We start from the raw sequence: 24,909 nt of genomic DNA on the forward strand, positions 1-24,909 counted from the left end.
AGCTATATATGAAAAATATCTGGGCGCCCTGGCGTAAGGAATTTATCTTGAGCGAAAAAGAAAAAGATTGTTTTTTCTGTGAGGCGATAAAAGCTGATCAAGACCGGAAAAGTCTGGTTTTGTACAGAGGTAAGGAGTGCTTCTGTATTCTAAACAAATATCCATATAATAATGGTCATTTAATGGTAGCCCCAAACCTGCATAAAGACGATCTGTCGAAACTAAGCAATACGGAGATGCTGGAATTTATGACATTAACACGAGATGTGAAGGATATCTTGAGTAAAAAAATGAATCCGGATGGTTTCAATTTAGGGATTAATATTGGCAAAGATGCCGGCGCCGGTGTTTTAGGCCACATACACTTGCATATAGTCCCAAGGTGGCAAGGTGACACAAACTTTATGCCAGTCATTTCTGACACAAAAGTTGTCCCACAATCACTCGATGAGTTGTATACAGAGTTGAAAGATTGTTTTTAATTGAAAAGATGTTTTCACTTGGCAGATTCCTTAAAATAGGATAACAATTAATATCAATTTTTAAGAACAATATTGAAGAACTGTTTTTAATTTCCTGCATTAGAATTTTGCAATTTGGAAGGATAGCGGTTGGCAAGCGAAAACCCTTCCACTACATCTGCATTTAATTTGCACAACTTTGAGTAAATATCATGCTGACAAGAGAAGAGTTGGAAAAAAGGGAAGATAGTTCTCTCGCGCCATATGCGATGAAAAGTATGCATACGCATGGGAGAGTGCATCCGGAGGATGAACATCCATATCGAAGTGTTTATCAAAGAGATAGAGACAGGATTATCCATTCCACTGCTTTCCGGAGATTAGAATATAAAACACAGGTGTTTGTAAATCATGAGGGTGATTACTACCGCACACGACTTACCCATTCAATAGAAGTCGCTCAGATTGCCAGGAGTATATCAAGGGCATTATGTTTAAATGAAGACCTTTCAGAGGCAATAGCCCTGGCACACGATCTGGGCCATACGCCATTCGGTCACTCAGGAGAAGACGCGCTCAGAATATTGATGAGGGACCATGGAGGATTTGAACATAACGTTCAGGGTTTACGTGTTGTTGATATCCTGGAAAAGCGATATTCACAATTCTCCGGCTTGAACCTTTCATGGGAGGTTAGAGAATCGATTGCAAAGCACAAATTACTATCGGATGATCCAAATGTTATTAAGTTTGATTTAAGTAAACAGCCTCTTCTTGAAGCAAAGATTGTGGACATTGCGGACTCTATAGCTTATGACAATCACGATATAGATGACAGTTTAAAAGCAGAACTGATTACGGAAAGCGGCCTGGAAGAGGTAGAATTATGGAGATACGCAAAAGAGAAGGTCGGAGAGCAGTACAACAATCTTACGAAAGAGATGGAAAATATACATACCATCAAATATCTAATCGACATGGAAGTGACTGATTTGATTACTCATACACAGCAAATGATTGAAAAGATGAAAATAGAAACGACTGATGATGTCCAGAAATGTAAAGAGAGATTAGTATCCTTTTCACCAGATATATCTAAAAAGAAGCTTGAATTGCAGGAGTTTTTACAGGAAAACGCATATAATCATTATAGAGTTGTGCGAATGGCCGATAAGGCAAAGCGGTTCGTGGAAGAGCTGTTTAATGCATTTATTGAAAATCCTATGCAACTCCCACCTGAGTACCAGAAATGGATTGAGGAAGCAGGGCTTTACCAGGGTGTTTGTGACTATATAGCAGGAATGACGGACAGGTTTGCTCAAGACGAGTATTTAAAACTTTTTTATCCTTATGAAAGGGTATGATGGAAGCAGATGTTTCTGTAATAATGCCTGCGGCAGGACTCAGTCTCCGGATGGGAGCCGGTGTCAGAAAACCATTTATAATGATAGGTGAAAAACCTATCTTTTTTTATACACTGGAAAAATTCTGTAAACTGGAAAGAGTAAAAGAGATTATTTTTGTTGTGAATGAAAAGGACCGGTCAACGGTGATTGAAAAATGGTCGGACGCGCTTAAGGAATACAAAGTAACTAAAATTGTTACGGGAGGCGAACGCAGAATGGATAGTATCTATAACGGGCTTTCTCATTTAGATCCCGACACTGAAATAGTCCTGATACATGATGCTGTGAGGCCGTTGGTTAAATCAGGTGAAATTGAGGCTGTTATTAAAAGTGCGGAGGAAAAAGGCGCTGCCATTCTTGCAAGCCCTATGAAGTTGACTGTGAAACAAGTCAACTCAAATCTTGAAATCATTAAAACCATCCCCCGGCATGATCTATGGATGGCACAAACACCTCAAGGCTTTAAAAGAGATCTGCTGGTTAATGCTTATGATGGGGTTAAGGGTACAAATGAAGAATTTACCGATGACGCGGAGGTGGTTGAAAAAGCCGGGCATACAGTAGGGATTGTTTCAGGGAGCTATGATAATATTAAAATCACAACACGCGAGGATTTAAAGCTGGCAGAATCACTGTTGGTAAAATGTTAAAGAACATTTTTGTACTCAAGGATTCAAAAAAAAATAACAGGCATATTGAACACCAACCGCTTGACTTGACCCAGCCTCATGTCTGATATTGGCGGCTCCTGCCCCTTATAATAATCCTCTTTTTATATAACCGAAGTTCGACAAATTATTCTCAAAAAAGGGCAAATCAAGCAAAAAACAGTAGAAATCTGTTGTAAGTTCTTTGTTTGTATGCCTGAGAGATGCTGACGTCTATTTCAATCAGGAAAATGACTATTTGCGCAAAGGACAGTATGATCTGGCAATCAGTAATTATTGCAAGCAAGGAAAATATTGTTCGGGGATGCTGGCTTGACAAACGAGGTATTTCGAAAACTATTATAGGTACTATGCTAAAAAAGAGTGGCCTTTTCAGATTAAAATTCTTTCAATAATTTCTTTTTTTTGTAGTCGTAATCTTCGTCAGTTATGAAACCTTCATCCCTCAATTCCAGATATACGGCCAAGATATCTTTAATATTCTTTTTCTTTTCACCGTCATCATGCTCTTCCAGCAGGTCTCTTTTCTTATGATCGTAATCGGTATCACTGATAAATCCGGCCTCTTTCAGCTTGCGAAGATCATTAAATTTATCTTTTATACTCTTTTCCTGTTTCTGGCCAAGGATCAATGCCTTTCTGAGTTCATAGTCTTTTCTGGTAATAAGTCCGGAAGATTCCAGTTCTTTCAGCTCGAGAAGCTGGTCTTTAATACTCATTCTTGGTAGTACCACTTGAGTGGGGCTATTTGAAATGGTTTCACCGGGATTAGCTACTTCTGGCTCTTCAGTAAGTGTTGCTTTTTTCCCATAGTCTTCTTTTTTTACAAAAGCATCTTCCTTTAAATCTATAATTAACCAATTTTCATGCCCTTTCCTAAATTTCTGGTCAGGACGCGGAATTAATCGCCAGAATGGGTTTTTCCTTATACTGAAAGGATCAATAAATGTAGTTTCATTTCTATTTAATATTATTGTATCATCTGAATTTTTATCTTCCAGCTCTTCATAATGTATTCTTGAGAACACAACATTTAATTTATCCTTAATGATGAATAATCCGAAAATGGTGTATAATTCCGATTTCATGAAACGTTTCCCTTTAGTGTAGTTTGAACAAACTAATATGTATTGCGATGGAGATGCCTTTGTAAAAGCATCTGTTATGTGGGGTGCTAAATTCAATAATTCACTCTCCAGAAACACATTCTTTTCTTTACTTAAACCGGTAAGGGCTTTTTCTTTAAAATAAATAGATGCAAGGGCGCTTGACAACGTATCTTTGTTCAAATATTTGGGATGTTCAAGAAATGTCTTTGCAGAGCCCTTAGTACTTTTTACTTCTTCAAGCCTTATATACGTCTTGCCTTGATTATATAAATTGTCGCTCTGGCCTTTAACTTGATTATCCTTGATAAAAGAATTCAAATCCAGATTTGTGCAGCCAATTGTTATAGATAAAACAAAAAATAATAAAATATGTTTAAAACTCATTCAAAAGGTCCTTTTTTTTCAATTCATAATCTTCTTCTGAAATTAATCCTTCATCACTGAGTACTTTTAATTCTCTCAGTTTGTCTCTTACATCTTGATATTTCTGCTTCTCTTCAATGAAGTTATTGCTGGTCCTTACCTTTCTTTCAATAGATCTTGTTCGACCACCTGTCTGAAGAGAATTTTCATTTACCTTATCAACTGCCTCACCACGACCGGTGACACCATACAAATTACTACTCAAATCTATAATGAGCCAGTTTTGATGTCCCGGCGCAAACCGTTGTCCTTCCATCGGAATAAGGTTCCAGCGACCACTCCTCTTAACTTCAAACGGGTCCTTAAACTTACTCTTATTACTTTTTCTAAATGACCTTCCATCAGATATACTTTTTTTATTTAGAATATCGCTAAATACAATGTTGAGCTCGTTATTTGAAATAAACATACTAAAATAACTTTGAGCATCAGCCAAAAGTACCTTGTCAGAAGTAGAAAAAACTAAAATATCCTGAGAATCATTGGCCATTGAAAACGCACTAATGATTGGAGGTATAATATTCTGTAGCTCTTCCTTTTTATATAATTGCTTTTTCCCTTTGCTACCCAAAATTATTGATTTCTGTGTATAATAAATGGACGAAAGGATATTCGCCAGCCCACCTCCTGTAAAATAATAGGGATGATTATAGTTTTTCTTTATCACATCTCCGTTTTCATCAATTTCTTCCCGTATCTCGACAGAAGCATTATGATCATCGACCGTTGCACCTACTATATTACTTTTTTTATAAGTCTTTTTATTAAATGAATTAAATGTGTCGCAGCCAAATACAAGAGAGAGCAACAGAAGTAAAGGTATAAATTTAAATGAAAAATATTGTTTCATAGAATTAAGTCCTAACAAAATTTATCAATTGCTTCTGCCAGAGAAGAGACCTCGGCCATTTTAAGAGATTCTGTTTTTGAAGAGTTTTTGGAATTATCTTTTGGAATTATCGCATTTTCAAACCCAAGTCTGGCCGCTTCTTTTATCCTGCTATCAAATTGACTCACTCCTCTTACTTCGCCGCCTAAGCCCAACTCACCTATTATGATAGTGTTACCGGGTATTGTTACATCCTTATAACTGGATGCGATTGCGATTGCAATTGCAAGATCTGCCGCCGGTTCATCTATTTTTACACCGCCAACAACATTTACAAAGATATCATATCCTCCCAGAAGAAGCCCCGTTCTTTTTTCCAACACTGCTATAATCATAGTCACTCGATTATGATCAACGCCGGTTACTTTACGTCCCGGCATTCCAAAGCTCGACCTGGTTACCAATGCCTGTACTTCTACTAGCAGAGCCCTTGTGCCTTCAATACATGAAATGATTACAGCGCCTGAGCTTAAGCTATGCGTTCTTGAGAGGAATATCTCTGAAGGGTCTTTAACTTCTCGAAGCCCATTCTTACACATCTCGAAGATCCCTATTTCATTTGTTGACCCATAGCGATTTTTCACAGCTCTGAGTACTCTGAACGACATAAATTTTTCGCCTTCAAAGTACAATACTGTATCAACTAAGTGCTCCAAAACCTTGGGCCCGGCAATCATCCCTTCTTTGGTAACATGTCCAACCAGAAAAATAGATGAATCCGTTTTTTTTGATATTTGTATCAGTTCATTAGCACATTGTCTGACTTGCGAAACTGTTCCCGGTGATGATTCAAGGTCTGGCTTGAACACAGCTTGCACTGAGTCGATTATAACGAGCTTGGGTTTGAATTTTCTGATGTGTTCAAGAATAACATTTAAATTGTTTTCTGCAACCAAAAAAATATTATTCGATGTGACATTGAGCCTGTCCGCACGCAATTTTATCTGCGCGGTTGATTCTTCTCCTGTTACGTACAAAGACAGGTAGTCCTGTTCACTGAATTTCTGGCATACTTGTAATAAGAGCGTTGATTTCCCAATTCCCGGTGTACCGCCTATCAAAATTGCGGAACCCGCGACAATACCACCACCAAGAATCCTATCAAACTCTTCGATGTAAGTATGAGTTCTGAGCTTACTAACCGACTTTATATCTGAAATAGAGACGGGGTTTTCAATATCATATTCCGGAAGGGGGTGTGTAAATGCAGATTCATTTATCTCTTCTGTCATTGAATCCCACTCTTCACAACCAGAGCATCGACCTACCCACTTATTCGTTTTCCATCCACATTGCCTGCAGACAAAAATAGTACTGAATTTTGCCATAGTATGAAGCTAAAAAACAATAAAAAAGGGGCTTGGCAGCCCCTTTTTTATACCCAATTTGCGCAATTAGTATTGATTATTTACTGTCTAAACCACTTGCAACTAACTCTTCCTTAACCGTCACTTCCTCAAAAAGCAATTCATTTTCACCTAATTTAACCTCTATAGAATCACCATCTTTAAACTTACCTTTTAAGATTTCTTCAGAGAGAGGGTCTTCTATTAAACGTTCTATGGATCGATGTAGTGGTCTTGCTCCATAATTTGGTTTATGGCTTTTGTCAATAAGGAAATCAGATGCTTCCTGCGTTATTGTAAGAGTTATGTTATAGTTATCAAGCCTTGAACGTATGCTTTCTAATTCAATTGCGACAATCTTTCTCAAATCCTCTTTTGCAAGATCTTTAAATACTGCGATATCGTTTATCCTGTTAATAAACTCCGGGCGGAAATGCTTTTCAACCGCTTCTAAAAGTTGCTCTCGAACCGCTTCATAAGATTGTTCACCGGTTGCATTTTTGAATCCAAGTGACGATGTGTTTTTAATTATATCACTACCAATGTTTGAAGTCATAATTATGATTACGTTTCTAAAATCAATATGACGCCCAAAGCTGTCTGTTAATTTGCCTTCCTCCATAACCTGTAACAACATGTTAAACACATCTGAATGGGCCTTTTCTATTTCGTCCAGAAGCACCACCGCATAAGGTCGTCTTCTAATTTTCTCAGTTAACTGCCCTCCCTCTTCAAAGCCGACATAACCCGGAGGTGCGCCTATCAATCGTGATACATTATGTTTCTCCATGTACTCGGACATGTCTATTTGAATCAGCGACTCTTCTTCTCCAAACAAAGATTTAGCCAATGCTTTTGAAAGCAGAGTTTTACCAACTCCAGATGGTCCTATGAAGATAAAGCTGGCGCTTGGTCTGTTTGGGTTCTGTAAACCTGCCCTTGACCTTCTCACTGCCTTTGCTACTGCTGTTATAGCATTCTCCTGTCCAATTACCGTTTTTCGAAGTTCTTCCTCAAGATTAAGCAATTTCTTTGCTTCTTTAGCCTCCATACGTTTGAGAGGTATGCCAGTCATAGTTGAGACGACTTCTGTAATTATAGCCTCATCTACCGTACCGTCTACCTCCGTAGAATTTTCACGCCACTCTTTTTCTACGTCACTTTTTTTCTTTTTCAATTTGTCTGCTTTATCTCGAAGCTTCGCTGCTCTTTCAAAATCTTGTAATGCCACAGATTCATCCTTCTGCTTCTCCAAATCTCCAATCTCTTTTTCTATATGCCTTAAATCCGGAGGATGTGTAGTTGCCTTCAATCTTACACGAGCGCCTGCTTCATCGATAACATCGATTGCTTTATCAGGCAGGAACCTTCCTGTAATATACCTTGTAGCATATTCTGTTGCTATTTTTATTGCCTCATCTGTTATTTGGACCTTATGGTGTGCTTCATACCTGTCCTTTAAACCTTTTAATATTTCAACGGTTTCTTCTTTCGAAGGAGGCTCGACAACTACCGTCTGAAATCTTCTTTCGAGCGCACCGTCTTTCTCAATATATTTCCTGTATTCATCGAGAGTGGTTGCACCGATACACTGTATCTCTCCTCTGGAAAGGGCCGGCTTCAGGACATTAGACGCGTCAATCGCTCCTTCCGCCCCTCCTGCACCGACAAGTGTATGAAGTTCGTCTATAAAAAGAATTATGTTTTTAGCTCTGCGGACCTCTCCCATTACGGCTTTAATTCTCTCTTCAAATTGACCGCGGTATTTTGTTCCCGCAACCATCATTGCCAAATCCAGGGCAACTATTCTTTTTTCACGCAAAAGCTCCGGGACCGCTCCGCTTATCACTGCTTGCGCTAATCCTTCTACTATGGCCGTTTTTCCTACTCCGGCCTCACCTATTAAAACCGGGTTATTTTTTGTTCGACGACTTAATACCTGTATCAAACGTTCGATAATAGACTGCCTGCCAATAACGGGGTCTAATGTCTGTTCCTTCGCCTGCAAGGTCAGATCACGACCGAAGGAATCAAGTGCAGGCGTCTTTGACTTGCCTTTTTTTTCATCTTTTTCTTTAGTGCCCTGTGTTGTTTCAGTCCCGAGAAGCTCAATTACTTCTTCCCTGACACCTTCCAGTTTTACGCCTAGATTCAGTAAAACCTGCGCCGCGACACCTTCGCGTTCCCTGAGTAGTCCAAGTAGTTGATGTTCTGTCCCTATGTAGTTATGCCCCATAGTTTTTGCCTCTTCCATAGCGTATTCTAACACCTTCTTTACCCTTGGAGTAAAAGGCAACTGACCAACAGAAACAAGATCGGGCCCTGCCTGGACTATCTTTTCGACCTCCATACGTATCTTTTTCAAATCAATGTCTAGATTTTGTAATACATTTGCCGCCACACCACTACCTTCTTTTACCAAACCAAGTAATATATGTTCTGTCCCTATATATTCATGATTAAATCTTTTTGCTTCCTCTCTGGCAAGCGCCATCACTTTTCTCGCCCTATCGGTAAATTTATCAAACATTTTTAACCACCTTTTTTTTATAAACCTTCAAGCCTCTTCCTTACGTAAGAGGCCCTGATAACATTTCTTTGTGCGGAATCCAGCTCACAGCCCTGCAGTTTTTGTAAATGTGCCGGAAGAGTCAGGACAAAGAGTTCGTTGAGCGTTTGCATTTCAATATCATCGATCATACCGATATTGACACCCATACGGACCTGTGAGAGTAATTGTAGTATCTCTTCAGACGTAATCATTCGAGCTGCCTTCAGCATACCATATGACCGCCAGATTCTATCTTCTAACTGGTCTTTACTTTCTAAAACCAAAGCCTTTCTGGCCATTCTTTCATAACTTGTAATTCGCGGTATCACACTTTCAATTATTGATAATATTTCCTTCTCTGATTTCCCAAGGGCAAACTGGTTTGAAATCTGGTATAAATCACCGGAAACCTTAGTACCCTCTCCATATAAACCTCTTACTACTAAACCAAGTTTGCCAACCGCATTAAAAACCTTTTCAATATGTTTTGTCATGCCAAGCGCAGGGAGGTGTAACATGACAGAAACCCGCATACCAGTACCAACATTTGTCGGACATGCAGTCAGGAACCCAAATTTTGATGAAAATGCGAAATTCAAACTTTCCCCCAGAATATTGTCAATTTCATCAATTGTGTCCCATGTGTTTTTCAGCTCGAAACCTGAACGGATTACCTGGATCCTGAGGTGGTCTTCTTCATTAATCATTAAGCTGACCGTTTCCGATTTTCCAAACGCAACACCTCTTTCTCCCTCCCCTTCGGCATGCTCTTTGCTGATCAAGTGTCTCTCTACCAATAATAACTTATCGACCGCAGTTGCCTGGTTCAAATTTACATATGAGACATCCTGCGCTATATCGCGTTCAATTATCGTTCTTCTCAGCAAAGCTTCTATCTCTTGTCTTTGTTTCAAATTTGCACGGGACAGAAAAGGATATCCTGCAATATTTCTCGCCAGACGGATCCTGCTGCTGATTACAATGTCAGATTCCTTGCCGGTTCCCCTTAGCCACTCACCGGTATTGTCATAAAGATCTTTAATCTCCATCTTCAACATTCCCTGAAAGTTCATAAATTCTATCTCTTAATTCTGCCGCCTTTTCGTAATTTTCTCTTTCCACTGCATCGTTTAATTCTTTACGTAATTGGATTAGTTCGTTTTTCTTAACAATCTCCGTACCCGCATTTGCAGGCACTTTACCCACGTGCTGAGAACTGCCATGCATCCTTTCAATTAGAGGTAACAGCCCCTTCTTAAATACATTATAGTCCATGGGGCAACCAAGACGGCCTTGAGATCTAAATTCCAGATAAGAGAGTCCGCATACAGGGCAGGTTGTTTTTGACATTTCCCTTATTTCGGGTGATACCTGGTTAATAAGGCTTGTTAAAATATCAGATGGGGATGGTGCTTTCGGAAAATGATTTGTAACATTTTGCGCACAGTCCTCACAGAAATGTCTCTCTTTCTTTTCATCCTCTATGATTTCTGTGAGATGTACTGTTGCCAATTTTTTATTACATGACTCGCATTTCATTAGTAAGTATCTTCCCCCCTCCTAACAGTTCTTATTTTTTTGTCCATTTAAGTAGTTCTGTGACCTCTGCAAGAGAAGTCTTCCCTTGAGAAATTTCTTCGCGTAATCTGTTTTCTCTTTCCAGCCAATCCATTGCGTAGTTAGCCATCTCTTTTGCTTCACGCTTTGGTAAAACGATCAGGCCATCACTATCACCTACGACCCAGTCACCATTATTTATTGTAATGCCTGAAATATTTATAGGAACACCTATTTCACCAAAGCCTTTAGGCTCTCCTGCGTTCGGCATAACCAGTTTTGCAAATACGGGAAATTGTAATTCCCTGACTTCGCCACTGTCACGTACTGCTCCGTTTATGACTGCCCCCGCAAGTCCCTTCTGTTTTGCGCTAAGTGTTGCAAGCTCTCCCCAAACAGCAGGGCCCACACCTCCAGCATCAACAACGATAATATCTCCTTCTTCCGCAATGTCTATCGCCTCAACCGGCTTTGCCCAGTCACCAGGATATGTTCGAACAGTTACAGCCCGCCCGACCATTTTTGTTTCTGAACCTATACAGTTCATCCCGGCGATTCCCTTCAGACGATGTCTGCCGTCTGATATATTTGCGGTAGAAACCCTCTCTAATATTTCACGGATATCATCACTTGAAGTTCTTTTATAGAGAACCTCCGCAACTTTCTCACGGGTTGATATAGCATTTTTTATTTTTTCTGTAGCAATCTTTATGTTAGGCGCCTTGCAAATTGAACCGCCTACCACTATTATTTTTGCACCCGCATTTACCGCATCAACAACTGTTTCAGAATTAATTCCTCCTGCAACAGCAACTGGGATACTGGCCTTAGAACAAATTTCTTTCAACTTTTCGAAAGGAAGGTTCCCATGCATCTGTTCATCGATTGCGGTGTGAACACCTATAATATCCGCACCCCATTTTTCAACATCTATTGATCGGGAAACAGAGTCAGTAACCCCAATGAGGTCAACTTCAACTTTTATCCCGTAATTTTTACCCGTATTTATACACTCTTTTATTGTAGCGTCTGTGGCGCATCCCATTACTACGGCGATGTCTGCTCCCGCCTTTGCAGCCGTTTCCATTTCCAGGCGACCCGCATCCATTGTTTTCATATCAGCTACTATCGTCGTCGAAGGAAATTCTTTCCGCAACGCCCTTATAGAATCCAACCCTTCACTTTTAATCAGGGGAGTGCCTGCCTCAATCCAGTCGACTCCAGAGCCAACCGCTTCCCTGGCCACATTGATTGCGCGTCTTAAGTTTATAAAATCTAAAGCTATTTGGAGGATAGGAGTGTCTAAATTAATATTCACTTATGGTTTGTAAAAGAACGGATTATATATAATATGCGGCAGCGCATTTTTCAGACTCCCATGTCTTAACTTTGGCTACAAATATTTCGGGAGGTAACTGCTCGCTCAAGTTGTCATATATTACCTTTGAAACATTTTCTGTTGTTGGATTCTCCTCTTTAAACTCACTCAACTCATTTAAATAAGAGTGATCAAAGCGTGAAAGAATTTCTTCAAGTCTCTTTTTAATATCCTTGAAGTCCATGACCATCCCCAATTCATTGAGTTTTTCTGCCTTTAGTGTAACTTCTACCCTCCAGTTATGTCCGTGTAATCTTTCACACTCTCCATCATAAGCACGTAAATTGTGAGCTCCGGCAAATGTTTTTTCGACAACTAATTCATACATATTTAGAAAACCAGTACACTTCTTATCGGCAGAAAATACTATTTGTTTAACTATTAATTCTACTTCGCTTAAAATTAAAGTCAAGCGTTTTTTAAAGCCTGCAATCAGTCAAATGGGCAATTTAGAAGGTAATCTTTTTTATCGATAAAACCTCAATGATGCAGCTAAAAACAGTATTACAAAGACCAATATCAGCGCAAATGCCTGTAATATTTTCTTATATACAGGCGGTTTTACTAAACATGAACAATCTTCTTCAGTTTTGTCTTCTTTAATGAGAAAGGCATTAACGCCGTAAATAATAAAGAGGCACACTGCGAGTAAAATCTTAATCCGAACTAATACCTTATATCCCGACTTTAAGTGTTCTTCAGTAACCGACATGATACCGTCAATTGAATTAAATATTCCTGTAATAATAAGTACCCCTATCAGCATCCCCACATAAATACGAAATCTATCATGGACACTATTGGAAAATGCCCCTATCCCTGAAACAGATGAGCTCCTCCCCAAAACAGGCCGTAATATCGCCACAAGAAATATCATCCCGCCAGCCAGAAGGGCCGCGGCAGAGAGATGAAGCCAATGGTTAATTATAATTAATTTATAAAGCATCATGTTAAATCTCCGTTAAAATATATCCGCTAATTTCACGCTCGCCTGCCGGACAGGCATCAATTCACACTAATTAAATTTTGCAATCATTCATTCACAAACAAGCGCGGTCCCTCTTTCAAGGTGCCGGTTTTCTTGATGCAATCCATTGTACAATAGTTTGTCATACTATTACAACACTGTTATTTTTTCCATGAACCAGGTAGTTGATTTTCATTAGAATGCATGCTAGAATTACAAAACAAATTATTAAAAAGGATTATAACATGAAGGCGAAAGAACGTGACTACTATGAGGTATTAGGGGTAAGTAATAATGCAACCAATGACGAGTTGAAAAAAGCATACAGGAAGCTCGCCATCAAATACCATCCGGATAAAAATCCGGGAGACAAAGAATCTGAACGAAAATTCAAGGAAGCCGCAAATGCATATGAGGTGTTGAGTAACCCTGAAAAGAGAAGGATGTATGACTTGAGGGGACAAGCGGGACTTGATGATATGGGCTTTCATGGTTTTGAAAGCAGTTCCGACATATTCAGTAGCTTTGGAGATATTTTCGGAGATATATTCGGCAAGCGATTTCATCGTGGAAAAACCGGACCCCAGCAGGGACAAGATCTCAGATACGAAATGAAAATTTCTTTTACCGATGCGGCGTTAGGAGGCGAGAAACAGCTCAGGCTTACAAAGAGTGAAGCTTGTGATGCCTGCAAAGGAACGGGCGACAGAAATGGAGCGTCAACAGTATGTCCTCAATGTAATGGCACCGGACAGATAAGCAGACAGCAACAACCTGGTGGTGGTGGTTTTTTTTCTATTAGTAGCCCTTGCCCTAATTGTAACGGTTCCGGCAGGAAGGTTAGTAGTCCATGCAATACTTGTAATGGTAAAGGAAGGGTGCAAAAACCCAGATCTTTGTCAGTTAAAATACCGCCCGGCATTGAGGACAGTTCCACATTAAGGCTTTCCGGTCAGGGAGAAGCTGGTACCAGGGGTGGAAGAGCGGGAGACCTGTATATACATGTTAAAATCGCTTCACACCCATATTTTGAGAGAGAGGGACTGAATATTCGATACAACGCGCATGTACCATTCACCAAAGCGGCATTGGGAGGAGAAATAGAGGTCCCAACCTTAAGCGGGAAAGCAACATTAAAGATCCCTAAATGCACACAATCCAATCAAATGTTAAGGATGACAGGACAGGGGGTCAAGACGAAAAGTGGGGAAAAGGGTAGCCAGTTAGTAAGGATAATAATAGAAATGCCAAAGAAACTGTCTGAACGCCAGGAAGAGCTTCTCAGGGAGTTGGAAACACTTGAGCATAATTAAAATGCATCACACCTTGATCTAGGAAAGGTGACCCTATTAACTTATGGTTTTTTAAAATTACATGCTTAAATATTTTGTGATTATAGCTTTGAAAACCCGCAAACTAACTCATCAGAACGTTCGTCAGATGGATATGTATGTTCGTATGTTTGATGATCTGAAGCGAAGTGATGGCGACATCCAACAATTTGAATGATCCTTTGTATCGTATGACAAAAGTGAAAGACAATATTCTCACGCAAAGCCGCAGAGGTTGCTAAGAACGTGAAAAGTGAATTATGGTCCATAAATATCCGTAGGTTTTCCCGGCAGTCTTATCCTTTGGGTTCTTTGCCGCTTTGCGTGATGATAAAAGTCCGTCAGTAGAATGCTAATTTAGTAACCGGCCTCTACCTTTACTATCTCCCTGTACGCCTTTATGAATGACGAGGTTTTTTCCCTGGTCCATTCCGGAATTATAAGTATCGTTGCAACTCTTGGAAAACCGGGATGAGGAGTGTGCGGTCCTGGGGTTTCTCCGGTGGTAAAACTCCTTGAGCCTCGGGTCTCCTGTCCAGACAAGTTCTTTGGATTGGTTCTTAATAACCTGACCGTCCAACTTATTATAAAAACCGTCCAGAAGACCGTAAATAAATGTTCTTCGATGTCTGTTCCCTCCAATTTTTTCTCGTCGTTTATGCTCTGTCCATAAAAACTCCGAGATATTTTGAAGGTAGTTATATACATACTCTGCCATTTCAACATTTTCAGGGGTTCCGTAAATTTCCAGGACCCGACCACTACGGTCTTTGTGTTGGTCATATCCGAATGTCCAGATCGCCTCCACAAAAAAAAATTTAGAGATTATAGAGCTGATAATGGACTTGATGGGATTACGCCTTCCCACCTCTCCTATCTGTTTAAAGATGTAGTTCCATTCAGTTTGCACATCTAATAATGAAATGTTGTGTTTTAATAAAAACTCATGAGCCTTGGTCATGGCATTCTGGGCCTCATGCTCGTTGGGGCTCTGTGCCAGCGCCAACAGCTTGTGGACTTTGTCCAGTATCTTGTGGTTTTCCTTACTTACAGAGGAGGTATTATTGCGATTTTCTACCCAGGACTTAATATCACCTGTGGCCGAAGGATCAATGTTATTATTCCGGCACACCCGTTTGAACGCCTCTCCATGGGGCAGGCTGTCCCGAATACCCAGAACTTCTTCTACATATTGATGCGCCATTTCATGATAAAGGACCTCCTGGACATATTCCCATTTATGGTTATTTATGAGAAAAGTGCTGATCGATAGACGACGGTGAAAGCCGCCTTTCCACGTACCTAAAACATCCTCTGAAAAAGAGAGTTCAAGGTTTGGAAGTTGCATGGAGTCTTTAAAATAATGGTAATTAGCATTTTTCCAATCTGCCTTCAATTGTCTGATCCAGGCCGTTTTTAATGTGTTGTCTATGTTATTCATAAGCAGGTTAATTTTGGTATACAAATCTTGTTCTATAATACCAGTTTAGTCAAGAGAGGGGTACATGATTTTGTTGATTTACTACAGGATTGAGAAGATAGTTGAAATGTGCGACTTATCTTAAATGAATAACACTATACTATTTACTATCAAGTTGTAATTCGGAGAATTTTGTGCCAAGTTCCTTCATTTTTTTCTGTACGTTTTGTTCTGTATTCAGATTCCAGTCATACGTTATCTTCTTCTCCATATGATGTACACGCTTTAACCTTTTCGGAGCAAATGTGTTGACAAAGTCTGCAACTCCTTCATATCCTCCGGTTTCAAAATCTTTGCTGAACCATTTAAAAAGCGGTGTTGTGTTCAGCTTGTCCTTAACCTTTCTCAGATGCAGTGGGTTTTTCAGCGCATTTTTCACTACTATGTCTAATTGCATGTCTATTTGATTACTATTAAAAACTTCAGCGTTCAAACTGGGGCATCCGACCGAAGCGCAGTTGATTGCAAAATGTATTCGCGGATCGGAGAGTGGGCGGATAACATTATGTTCAATGTCATCAAGGCTATAAAACACGCCGTCGACCTCGTGATGTCTGTTCTTCCAGCCGATCTCTTTCATACCAGTTATCGGATAATTATTGACGACATCAACTATTGTAAAAAAGTTGTATGCGTTGATCCAGAATGCAAGCTTATCTTTTGTCCATTTCGGCGACGTAACTGTTTTTAATTTCTTCAGTTGGAGTACAATTTTTTCCTGGAGAGCAGAGTCATTCTTTATTTTATCATAGTCGACCGATGTATGACTGAAATCTCCATAGATAGAAGAAAACGTATTTACTGTAATGGCGCTATTTAATATTTCCTGATAACTATTCCATAATGTATTGTCTCTTTCAGCAGATGTTGCATGCTGGGTAATAATGAACATAAGACAAAATATCTTAATAAATTTTTTCATGATTAAATTTTGTAGGGTTCGAGATTCACGATAAAAGCATTCGGGAATGACAGACTTCTCACTTAAAAGAGATTTGGTCTTAAGCTATCCAATTACTTTATTCCCGCACGCCAGTCATCTTTTCCATAATAAGGAATTTGCTCTCGACTACGATTGTGACTATCTCCATGTTTTAATTTTGCGAAGGAGAGTACGTCCATAGGACACTCTGTTACACAGGCCGAACATCTTACACACTGTACATCGTTCATTGGAATACCCCTGTTTGCAAAACTCATTACATCTATACCCATATGACACACCCTTGTACAAATTTCGCATGAGATACAATCCTTCTTTTCTGACAGGATTCGGTATCTGGTAAATCTTGTGTATATGTGCATTAGCGCCGCGAGCGGGCATCCATATCTGCACCAAATTCGCCCACCAAGAAAGAAGTAGACACCAAGGCCGAGAATGCCTGCAAATATTACGTCTATTACAAATTTGTATACACCCGTCATTGTATAGCTTAAAAGAGGAAATGAACTCCACATGCCTGATTTATTCAGATAGACAATTAGGGTAAAAATGATAGCAGCAAAAAGGATGATCTGTCCAACATTTTCAAGCCTTTTCGCCGTTGGGCCATGTGGTGTTTTACGCCTGTATTCATCTCCCAGTGTTTCTGCCATGCCCCCCACAACTGCAGATCCAGCCACAATATACACCTTTCCCATAATGCCGGATAAGGAAAAATAGAATTAAGCCAGTCTGTACAAAAGGAAACCATGTCCAGAAAAAGCTACTTCCAAATTCCCACATATGAGCGGCCAGAATAATATTAAAGCAAAACTACTCCATTTGCCGCTCGGGAAGAGCTCTGTCACTGCCCAGTGATTTGTACCCAGATTAGCCAGGATGAGAGGCTCGTACAGATGAAACGGAAAGAGAAAAAGAAAGAAAATTTGAATCGACACAAGGGTCGTCATCTGCCAGAAAACGTAGAGTGTTTTTCTGACGTATATACGGCGTATACCAAAGATGAGCATCGTTACACAATAGAAAAGGGAATACCAATATGTAGGTGATTCAATCCACTCTGCCGTCACCATAGTGTTATGCAGCGATTTAGAAAAATATAATATCGTAAAAAACCCGCTTACTCCAATGAAATATGTATACTTAAATGCATGCCATGGAGTTCGAAAGTTAGTTCTCCCGTGTCTTGCTAATAAACCCAGAGATCCGATTCCGGAAATTAAGAAAACCATCGAGCCCGCCCATCCCAGGATGAAGTTTAATGATGAATACCATTTGTAACCAGAAAGGTCCCAATTAAGCGGTGCTTTAAATGGCGCGCTTAAATATGCAATTATCTTTGCCCATACGGTATTAGATTCCACAAACAGATCAAAAGCGGTTCCTCCTTTACCAAAATAGAGCATAGAGAAGAAGCTTATTGACGCAACCATAAACCACCACCATGACACCCCTTTCTCTCCTTCCATACGTATGCCGCTACGTTTGAATAATTGTGTGGGCAGTTCACGGCCAATGAGGATAAAGATAACGTCATTAGGTATAGCTTTAACTTCTTCTTTTGTTTTCAGGAATACCTTTTCTTCTCGTATTTCTGTAACTATTGATTCTAAAAATGGTATAATACTGCCTTGCTCAACCAGGCCATTGAACCTGTTTATATTTTCCTCTTTTGGTCTGGAAAACTCTTCTTTACGATAAGAGTGGGTTATTCTGTTTCCTGATTCTGCAAGTGCGATAGAACACTCCAGCGAACTGTCACCACCACCAACAACCAGAATATTTTTACCGGTAAATTCTCCCGGGTCGTACAATTTATTGAATACTTTTGGCAATAACTCACCGGGTACTTTGAGCTGACGGCTCTTACCGGCTTTTCCTATGGATAGTATCACCTTCTGCGCCAAATACATTTTTTTGTTTGTTTCGATATGAATTGTATTCTCTTCGCGACTGAGCTTATGTACAAAAGTCCCCACTTCAATATTAAGATTTTCTCTTTCTATCTGGATCGTCAGTTCATGCAGGAGCGTCTCCTTGGTACCGTCAGCCATTTCTAATGGGACTTCCAGCCGAACTCTATCCGGTTTCAATGTAATGGGCTTCTCTTTTGGAAAATTTTCTATTGTATTCAGGATGCGACTTGATTCTAAAATAATGTAATTAATGTTCCTTTTTTTGCATTCTATTGCCGCGGAAATACCAGCGGGTCCGGCACCGACAATAACTAAGTCGTAGATGTCGGAATTATTCGCTTTTTCAGATGTAGTTTTTTGGCCAGAGAAGAGCCGTTTTACTATTTTTGATCCTCCATCTGCAGCAAGTTTAAGCATGGGTATACCGGTCAAATCTCCTACAATATAGACACCCGGTAAAGAAGTTTCGTTTTGTTCATCTATTTCAGGATAGCTCTCGACACTGTTTTCTGGATTGTTCTTCTGGAGCCAATTGAAATAGTTTGATACAAAGTTCATAAACGTTCTTTCCTTACTTAATGCATGAGGAGTTTTACTGTTTCTTATATCATACCCGAATTCCTTTATCGGGTATAACAAAAGCGGTATCCGCAAAAACCTAATCGGATGTTTGTGAGAAAAAGTATTAGTTGTTTGTTTTTATCTCGTTAAAGATCAAGTTACATCTTACTTTTGTATATATTGACAATTTATCTATTGGAATTATTCACTTAATTAAAGATCATTATTTCTCCTGCTTCCGTTTTGATTTAAAGAATGCGAGTCTTTTCTTTATCTCCTTATCAAATCCAAAATCTGTCGGTTTATAATATTCTCTACTTTGAAGCTCTTCCGGTAAACAGGATTGTCCTGCGAAACCACCATGGTCATGTGGATACTTGTATCCTTTTCCATAACCAAGGTCTTTCATGAGGGACGTTGGTGCGTTTCTGATATGAAGAGGCACGCCCAATGCCCCTTTCTCTTTGACATCACTCAACGCGCTTAGATACGCCTTATAAGACGCATTGCTTTTTGGTGCTGTTGCAAGATAAGTCACACCCTGCGACAGAGGTATCCACCCCTCCGGCATACCGATAAAATGAAACGCGTCTTTTACGGAAACTGCCATCTGGATAGCAGACGGATCAGCATTGCCTATATCCTCTGAAGCAAAAACAACCATGCGACGCGCGATAAAAAGAGGGTCTTCTCCTGCCTCTAACATACGTGCCAGCCAGTAGAGAGCCGCATCCGGATCACTGTCACGCATGGATTTGATAAAAGCAGAGATCACATTGTAGTGCTCCTCTCCGCCCTTATCATAAAGAAGTGCCTTCCGCTGCATCGCTTCCTGGGCGATTGACAGGGTAACCGTTCTCTTATCTGCCTTATTTGGTTCCGCCAGCATTACAGCTGTCTCAAGAGTATTTAAGGCGGACCTCGCCTCTCCATGAGAAAGGTCTGCGATGAAGTCAATAGCATTTTCATTTACCTCGACTTTTAAACTGGCAAGCCCACGTTCTTTATCTGATAAGGTATTGTTGATTATAGTTTTGATGCTTGCTATAGTGAGCTGTTTCAGTACCAGTACTTTACAACGGGAGAGCAGTGGTGCGTTAATCTCGAACGAGGGGTTCTCTGTTGTAGCGCCTATTAATGTGATAGTACCATCTTCCACGTGATGGAGGAAGGCATCCTGCTGGGACTTATTAAATCGGTGTATCTCATCGACAAAAAGAATAGTTCTTTTGCCGTAATATTTGAGCTGTTGCCGGGCATCTTCAATAACAGCCCGGATGTCCTTGACTCCTGACAATACAGCGGAGAAAGAGACAAAGTGGGCATCAAGGGATTTTGCAATAATTAAGGCTAATGTGGTTTTCCCAACACCCGGTGGACCCCAGAAAATCATTGATACCAACTCTTTTCTCTCCTTAAACCCGTTGAGGATTTTATCGGGACCTACCAGGTGTTCCTGTCCAACAAATTCAGCCAGGTTTTGCGGTCTCATCCTTTCCGCCAAAGGGGATTTTTTAGCAGACTTTGCCCTTGTGTCAAATAAGTCAGCCATTCTCAGTTATCCTCAATTCTAATTCCTGTTTTAAGCAGCAGCATCAGGTCAGATTTTTGCATATAACAAATTAATTTTCCAAAACCGTCATTCTTGGCCGCCTTCCCGCCCGGCTCAACCGTTCGGACGGGTACCTATTCGGGCAGGCATGCACCCTGCATAAAGCATGCGAGGACAAGCTTAAGTGGGTGCCCAGATTGAACGGGCCAACTGGATACCCGATAAAAGAATTCGGGTATGACAAAAGCGGCATCTACAAAAACCTGACCTGATGCTGCTGTGTTTTAAAAGTAATTATATTTCATTTTTGCAGAATTATTAAGCAATTCAACAAAATAATAGAAATCGTAATTAATAGCTTAGATAGTTAAGTCGTTACTTAAAGAGAATATTTTACTCATTAATGGTCAGCCAACAATTATGTTATCTAATTGTCGCTATTATGAGGAAAAAAGTTGAATTTGCCAGGTTGTTGTAATACTATTGCGGGAACAATAAAATATTATTCGTTCCACAGTTCTATGTGGAACAAAATTTTATAGAAAGGCGCGATTATATGATTAAGATTGTAGATGGATATGATAACAGTAAACAGATATATGAAATGATTGAAAACGTTGTTGATGAATTGGGTATAAAACAGAAACTGGAAGAAGTTACTATTAAACATACTCCGGCAGATTCTCCTATCGATATGAATTATCTCAGTTCGGATAATCGGTCACTTGTGCTGGAGATTGTGGACTCTTTAGACAACCTTGAGGGGCGGGTCAGGCATGAGCTTATGCATGTGGCTGACCAGTTAAACGAGAAGTTCCAACATAAAGAAAGTCTTGTTCCACCAGAAGGGACCGGTGCATTCAGAAGGTATAAATACCTGTGGAATGTATATATAGACAGTCGCCTTATAAAGAGCGGTAACCCTTCCTACGATACTCAGGATGCCAGAGAAAAGGAGATAGCTGAGTGCTATCCAGAGCTGAGTGAAGATCTCAGGAAAAAATGTTTTGATTTTCTCTGGGGAATTGAGAGCATTGATTTCGAGCAGATTTCAGCAATGAGTTACGATCTATTTTCAACGTTTGATGAGCTTCGGTCTCTCGCCGAATCGCATGGAGAAAAGCAGGTTACGTTTGAGACAATGGAGGAGCTGAAAAACTACGGAAATTAGAAAGCCCCATTTGAAGGGGGAATAGATAGACAGGTAGTATGTTTTTCACTTTATTGCACATGTGAAAATGTATATCTGGTTGGCAAGCTGCTTTGCAAGCTGATAAGCACTATTGACTTAAAACTTTCGTTAACACTATGACGAATGGACTAGAGAGAAACTTTATGCTGTCAATTTTTCAGGCAACTGCAAATTTACTATAAATTTTCTGCAATCAACAGAAAAATTGTTATAATCACCGGCATATCCATTCAGCTACAAAGAATTAGTTGCACAAACAGACCCTTCCAAAAACATTCTAACCCAGATGACGCTGGTTTTTAATGCACAAGTTTAATCAATTTGCAAATTTATAGGATTCCCGCATGTTTAAGCGCATCTGCCACCTTCTCATCCTTTATTGCCAACTCTTTCAGCACTCGCTCTATCTTATCTTCCCGCTCCTCAAGCTCTCTGTTTTTTTTTACCGCAGGCGCAAGAGTTGTTCTCCTGTCCCACAGTACAAAGCTGAAAATGGCAAAGATTCCTGCAAGAACCACATATGTAAGATTTCTTAAATCGGCGATATCGCCCTGAAGCTCACCTCTTAAGTTGGCGATATCCCCTTTAAGCTCACTTCTTAAATCATCAATCCTTTTGTTGATTGCCTTCTGCCATTCATCAAGCCTGATCAGCATCTCCCTGTCTTGCCGTATAAAAGACGCGTCACTGGCATACCCGACGCACGAGAAACTTAATATCGACAGCATTGCGATTAAAATTACTTTCTTCATCGATTAATAGCACCTTCCAATCTCGGAGTTCCATATTCGTACTTAAAGAATAGTATCAAAGATTTTAATCAATTTGTCAAGATGAAAGATTTATGCTTAGTGTTGAGTCTACAAAAAAGCTTTTTTATATGAAAATTGGTGTGGAAATACGAGTCTAAATACAAAAACCCAAGCCAAAACGGGGGAGGAAATGTTTTGACCTGGGTTTCTACACAAACTTTAAAATTTGCGCAGCATAAAAAATACATCATACATCAAAAACTTAGTTCTTGATAATTCTCCGCCTGTCAATTGGTAAAGGTTATTATGGCAGACGGAGATAATAAAAACAGTAACCAATTAACATTAAAATACGTATTCTGTGCCAAAAGCAAGTACGATTTCATCGTCATTAGTAAATTCGCCATCAGCACCATGTACCAGGCCCATACCGGCTTCCTCTTGAGCGTCTGAAACATTGTACTTGTTATACCTGATTTCAGGTCTCAGCAGAAGGTTATTCGCAATGGTAATATTATGCGTATATGTTATTGAATACATTGAATGACCAAAGCCCTTTGCGCCGTCATCGTCATCAAAATATTCATACCTGAGAGCACCCTGCTGATTATCAGTGAAATCATACATTGCATAGTATACCATCGCCCACCAGTGAGCGCTGCTGCCTGCGCTATTGTCTGCAGCAAGAGTTGCTGAGCCATCATCAAAACCATTCTCCTTAGCACGACCGTGGTCCCAGTTAAACCCAAGGCTTAACTTATCAACCTGTGGTAATGCATAGGTCATTACCACATCGTACATAAATACATTTTGACTGGAATTACTGCCATTAAAGCCCCCAGAGCCATCCATAGATGTTTCCGGTCCGTTTATTGCGGCTAGGGAGATGAAGAAATCGTCATTAGGCTGGTAAGAAAGGTAAGCTCCGTATGACTTTCCCTCATTGTTATCTATATAAGTATCCCATCCATTAACATAGTTAAGTTATAATCCCCATTTGTCACTAGGAATAAATTCAGTTACATCAAAACTTACACCCATGTGTGTACATGGTATCTCATTATTGTAAACCATACCGTGCGTATAATTTGGGTTACCAATGTTTTCTACCAACTCATAGCCAATCCAGGTATACATTTTTCCCATGGTAATTGGAAGTTTCTTTCCAAGTACCGGCGCATTCCAGGTAATATTTGCTACTGCTAAAGAAAATCTATCGTTTGTACCTGAATCATTAGCACCAGAAACAGAAGCATCAAGAGAGGCATCATGAGAGTGTGCTAAAGTGGTGCCTGTTCTGCCTGCTGCTGTGCCTCCAAGCGTAGTAGTTGCTGCAGAAGCGGCATCATCATTTCCAGGGCCAAAGAAAGTAATACCTTGTGTCAATTCGCCCATATATATATGAGCCTGCCAGCCTATCGGGTGTTCGTCGGTTGCTTCCTTGTCAAAAAACATTGCAAAGTTTTGTAGCGAAAATGTGTTGTCATCATTTTCACCTATGAAGTTTACCTTACGATTTGCATTCCTGTTAGAAACATTTTCACCGGAGTTTCTCAGGTTATACATGAAATTGGTATCGATAAAACCACCAACGGTTACACCTTTGAACAAACCGCTTAAAATTGCAGAGCCTGCCATTGCCTCATTAACTGCGGAAGAGATATCTTCGCTCATTATTTCAGCCCTGATTTCGTCTTTGAAATCAGCCGTTATGACATCTCTCAGGCCAATTGTTGCCTCTTGTATATCAGCCTTTGTTTCGCTTTTAAGTTCGGCCATTAACTCTTGCTTGAGTTCTGCCTTTAATTCTTCTCTAAGTTCAGCTTTCAGCGCTTCCATATCTATACTCTGCGCAAAAGAGACACTGCCTAACATCAAAACTGCGAACATTGGCAGCAACAAATAAAATTTGATTTTAGCTATCATTCATTTACCTCCCCATAACATAATAAAAAATTAAAATTCTATAATTTTCCAGCATGCATAAACGGACGCTACACACCAGAAAATACACATACATATAAAGGCTTTAAATACTTTCAATATACTAAAACGGCTGATATCGTCTGACGCAAACTGGCTAATATCAACTGCAATCATACCTAACTACTGCGTACAATGGTCGTTATTTAATCAAAATAAAAAGTAAAGTCAAGAAAAAAATCATGCCACCGGCAAGTCCTATCAGGCTTCCGGAGGGGAAAACATGGACAATTAAATGATTAGTATTATAATATGCTGAATCAATTTAACGTTGCCGATGGCCATGAATTACAAGACATTTTTAATTTGCAAAGCAGCCCATTTTAAGTCACGAGTAGTAAGAATAAGCGCAATAATAGTGCCAAAGCATGTATGTTTTCAATAAAGAAATATTTCAAGTATTGTAATTAGCAACTCTTAATTCTTTAAACGAGGTCATTGTAC

General features: G+C 39.8%; 20 protein-coding genes and 2 pseudogenes. 6 read left to right on the forward strand and 16 right to left on the reverse strand.

The features are described from left to right. The first annotated feature begins 8 nt into the window (after window positions 1-8). From SCALIN_RS14335 to ispD, 3 genes are all read left to right on the forward strand, one after another. Window positions 9-482, forward strand: a complete 474-nt coding sequence (locus SCALIN_RS14335) for an HIT family protein (RefSeq protein ID WP_096895144.1) — start codon at window positions 9-11, stop codon at window positions 480-482. Between the two features lie 191 nt (window positions 483-673). Continuing rightward, window positions 674-1,825: a deoxyguanosinetriphosphate triphosphohydrolase gene (locus SCALIN_RS14340; protein ID WP_096895145.1), complete on the forward strand. Its 1,152-nt coding sequence runs from the start codon at window positions 674-676 to the stop codon at window positions 1,823-1,825. Beyond that, the gene (gene ispD, locus SCALIN_RS14345) at window positions 1,822-2,517 is read left to right on the forward strand and encodes a 2-C-methyl-D-erythritol 4-phosphate cytidylyltransferase (RefSeq protein ID WP_096895146.1); all 696 of its coding nucleotides are present in this window, start codon (window positions 1,822-1,824) and stop codon (window positions 2,515-2,517) included. The genes SCALIN_RS14340 and ispD overlap by 4 nt, the downstream gene beginning before the upstream one ends. A 395-nt stretch (window positions 2,518-2,912) precedes the next feature. Here ispD and SCALIN_RS14350 read toward each other — a convergent pair whose 3' ends face one another. From SCALIN_RS14350 to SCALIN_RS14390, 9 genes are all read right to left on the reverse strand, one after another. Continuing rightward, window positions 2,913-4,028, reverse strand: a complete 1,116-nt coding sequence (locus tag SCALIN_RS14350) for an SHOCT domain-containing protein (RefSeq protein WP_096895147.1) — start codon at window positions 4,026-4,028, stop codon at window positions 2,913-2,915. Further along, window positions 4,018-4,917 (reverse strand): SHOCT domain-containing protein, encoded by a 900-nt coding sequence (locus tag SCALIN_RS14355; protein WP_096895148.1) that lies wholly within the window; start codon window positions 4,915-4,917, stop codon window positions 4,018-4,020. The genes SCALIN_RS14350 and SCALIN_RS14355 overlap by 11 nt, the downstream gene beginning before the upstream one ends. Before the next feature lie 11 nt (window positions 4,918-4,928). Further along, window positions 4,929-6,284 (reverse strand): DNA repair protein RadA, encoded by a 1,356-nt coding sequence (gene radA / locus SCALIN_RS14360; protein WP_096895149.1) that lies wholly within the window; start codon window positions 6,282-6,284, stop codon window positions 4,929-4,931. A gap of 76 nt (window positions 6,285-6,360) precedes the next feature. Then, window positions 6,361-8,832, reverse strand: coding sequence for an ATP-dependent Clp protease ATP-binding subunit (locus tag SCALIN_RS14365; RefSeq protein WP_096895150.1), 2,472 nt, complete (start codon window positions 8,830-8,832; stop codon window positions 6,361-6,363). Between the two features lie 17 nt (window positions 8,833-8,849). Continuing rightward, window positions 8,850-9,902 (reverse strand): protein arginine kinase, encoded by a 1,053-nt coding sequence (locus tag SCALIN_RS14370; RefSeq protein WP_096895151.1) that lies wholly within the window; start codon window positions 9,900-9,902, stop codon window positions 8,850-8,852. Continuing rightward, the gene (locus SCALIN_RS14375; RefSeq protein WP_096895152.1) at window positions 9,892-10,392 is read right to left on the reverse strand and encodes a UvrB/UvrC motif-containing protein; all 501 of its coding nucleotides are present in this window, start codon (window positions 10,390-10,392) and stop codon (window positions 9,892-9,894) included. Before SCALIN_RS14375 ends, SCALIN_RS14370 begins: the two co-directional genes overlap by 11 nt. 31 nt (window positions 10,393-10,423) lie before the next feature. After that, window positions 10,424-11,728 carry a 3-hexulose-6-phosphate synthase gene (gene hxlA, locus SCALIN_RS14380; protein WP_230406630.1) on the reverse strand — a complete coding sequence of 435 codons (1,305 nt, stop codon included), beginning with the start codon at window positions 11,726-11,728 and terminating at the stop codon, window positions 10,424-10,426. A gap of 22 nt (window positions 11,729-11,750) precedes the next feature. Beyond that, window positions 11,751-12,200, reverse strand: a complete 450-nt coding sequence (gene queD / locus SCALIN_RS14385; RefSeq protein WP_230406631.1) for a 6-carboxytetrahydropterin synthase QueD — start codon at window positions 12,198-12,200, stop codon at window positions 11,751-11,753. Between the two features lie 54 nt (window positions 12,201-12,254). Beyond that, window positions 12,255-12,737, reverse strand: a complete 483-nt coding sequence (locus SCALIN_RS14390; protein ID WP_096895153.1) for a hypothetical protein — start codon at window positions 12,735-12,737, stop codon at window positions 12,255-12,257. Between the two features lie 263 nt (window positions 12,738-13,000). Between SCALIN_RS14390 and dnaJ the strand changes: the two genes are divergently transcribed. Beyond that, entirely contained in the window at window positions 13,001-14,068 is a 1,068-nt protein-coding gene (gene dnaJ, locus SCALIN_RS14395; protein WP_162532337.1) for a molecular chaperone DnaJ, read from the forward strand. A gap of 55 nt (window positions 14,069-14,123) precedes the next feature. Further along, window positions 14,124-14,246 (forward strand): annotated as a pseudogene (locus SCALIN_RS24095) (hypothetical protein); the annotation flags it as partial. A 192-nt stretch (window positions 14,247-14,438) separates the two neighbouring features. Here the strand turns inward: SCALIN_RS24095 and SCALIN_RS14405 are convergent. From SCALIN_RS14405 to SCALIN_RS14425, 5 genes are all read right to left on the reverse strand, one after another. Next, a complete protein-coding gene (locus SCALIN_RS14405) occupies window positions 14,439-15,527 on the reverse strand; it encodes a DUF2786 domain-containing protein (protein ID WP_096895155.1) in 1,089 nt (362 codons plus the stop codon). A 139-nt stretch (window positions 15,528-15,666) separates the two neighbouring features. Then, window positions 15,667-16,458, reverse strand: coding sequence for a DUF547 domain-containing protein (locus SCALIN_RS14410; protein WP_162532338.1), 792 nt, complete (start codon window positions 16,456-16,458; stop codon window positions 15,667-15,669). Between the two features lie 122 nt (window positions 16,459-16,580). Beyond that, window positions 16,581-17,189: a 4Fe-4S binding protein gene (locus tag SCALIN_RS14415; protein WP_162532339.1), complete on the reverse strand. Its 609-nt coding sequence runs from the start codon at window positions 17,187-17,189 to the stop codon at window positions 16,581-16,583. Window positions 17,190-17,231: 42 nt separating this feature from the next. Continuing rightward, entirely contained in the window at window positions 17,232-18,983 is a 1,752-nt protein-coding gene (locus tag SCALIN_RS14420; protein WP_133111935.1) for an NAD(P)/FAD-dependent oxidoreductase, read from the reverse strand. Window positions 18,984-19,209: 226 nt separating this feature from the next. Continuing rightward, window positions 19,210-20,538: a replication-associated recombination protein A gene (locus SCALIN_RS14425; protein ID WP_096895159.1), complete on the reverse strand. Its 1,329-nt coding sequence runs from the start codon at window positions 20,536-20,538 to the stop codon at window positions 19,210-19,212. 556 nt (window positions 20,539-21,094) lie between these two features. Here SCALIN_RS14425 and SCALIN_RS14430 point away from each other — a divergent pair. Further along, entirely contained in the window at window positions 21,095-21,709 is a 615-nt protein-coding gene (locus tag SCALIN_RS14430) for a hypothetical protein (protein WP_096895160.1), read from the forward strand. Window positions 21,710-22,059: 350 nt separating this feature from the next. On the opposite strand, the gene SCALIN_RS14435 is transcribed toward SCALIN_RS14430, so the two are convergent. Beyond that, window positions 22,060-22,482 (reverse strand): hypothetical protein, encoded by a 423-nt coding sequence (locus tag SCALIN_RS14435; RefSeq protein WP_096895161.1) that lies wholly within the window; start codon window positions 22,480-22,482, stop codon window positions 22,060-22,062. A 345-nt stretch (window positions 22,483-22,827) separates the two neighbouring features. After that, window positions 22,828-24,408 (reverse strand): annotated as a pseudogene (locus tag SCALIN_RS23135) (outer membrane beta-barrel protein). Window positions 24,409-24,909 lie beyond the last annotated feature (501 nt).

Source organism: Candidatus Scalindua japonica (genome assembly GCF_002443295.1).
In the GTDB taxonomy this organism is placed as follows: Bacteria; Planctomycetota; Brocadiia; order Brocadiales; family Scalinduaceae; genus Scalindua; species Scalindua japonica.

Excerpts from the sequence above, each read along its gene's own strand:
- SCALIN_RS14335 (WP_096895144.1), top strand. The coding sequence starts at position 9 with ATGAAAAATATCTGGGCGCCCTGGCGTAAGGAATTTATCTTGAGCGAA.
- SCALIN_RS14340 (WP_096895145.1), top strand. The coding sequence starts at position 674 with ATGCTGACAAGAGAAGAGTTGGAAAAAAGGGAAGATAGTTCTCTCGCG.
- ispD (WP_096895146.1), top strand. The coding sequence starts at position 1,822 with ATGATGGAAGCAGATGTTTCTGTAATAATGCCTGCGGCAGGACTCAGT.
- SCALIN_RS14350 (WP_096895147.1), bottom strand. The coding sequence starts at position 4,028 with ATGAGTTTTAAACATATTTTATTATTTTTTGTTTTATCTATAACAATT.
- SCALIN_RS14355 (WP_096895148.1), bottom strand. The coding sequence starts at position 4,917 with ATGAAACAATATTTTTCATTTAAATTTATACCTTTACTTCTGTTGCTC.
- radA (WP_096895149.1), bottom strand. The coding sequence starts at position 6,284 with ATGGCAAAATTCAGTACTATTTTTGTCTGCAGGCAATGTGGATGGAAA.
- SCALIN_RS14365 (WP_096895150.1), bottom strand. The coding sequence starts at position 8,832 with ATGTTTGATAAATTTACCGATAGGGCGAGAAAAGTGATGGCGCTTGCC.
- SCALIN_RS14370 (WP_096895151.1), bottom strand. The coding sequence starts at position 9,902 with ATGGAGATTAAAGATCTTTATGACAATACCGGTGAGTGGCTAAGGGGA.
- SCALIN_RS14375 (WP_096895152.1), bottom strand. The coding sequence starts at position 10,392 with ATGAAATGCGAGTCATGTAATAAAAAATTGGCAACAGTACATCTCACA.
- SCALIN_RS14390 (WP_096895153.1), bottom strand. The coding sequence starts at position 12,737 with ATGATGCTTTATAAATTAATTATAATTAACCATTGGCTTCATCTCTCT.
- dnaJ (WP_162532337.1), top strand. The coding sequence starts at position 13,001 with ATGAAGGCGAAAGAACGTGACTACTATGAGGTATTAGGGGTAAGTAAT.
- SCALIN_RS14405 (WP_096895155.1), bottom strand. The coding sequence starts at position 15,527 with ATGAATAACATAGACAACACATTAAAAACGGCCTGGATCAGACAATTG.
- SCALIN_RS14410 (WP_162532338.1), bottom strand. The coding sequence starts at position 16,458 with ATGTTCATTATTACCCAGCATGCAACATCTGCTGAAAGAGACAATACA.
- SCALIN_RS14420 (WP_133111935.1), bottom strand. The coding sequence starts at position 18,983 with ATGAACTTTGTATCAAACTATTTCAATTGGCTCCAGAAGAACAATCCA.
- SCALIN_RS14425 (WP_096895159.1), bottom strand. The coding sequence starts at position 20,538 with ATGGCTGACTTATTTGACACAAGGGCAAAGTCTGCTAAAAAATCCCCT.
- SCALIN_RS14430 (WP_096895160.1), top strand. The coding sequence starts at position 21,095 with ATGATTAAGATTGTAGATGGATATGATAACAGTAAACAGATATATGAA.
- SCALIN_RS14435 (WP_096895161.1), bottom strand. The coding sequence starts at position 22,482 with ATGAAGAAAGTAATTTTAATCGCAATGCTGTCGATATTAAGTTTCTCG.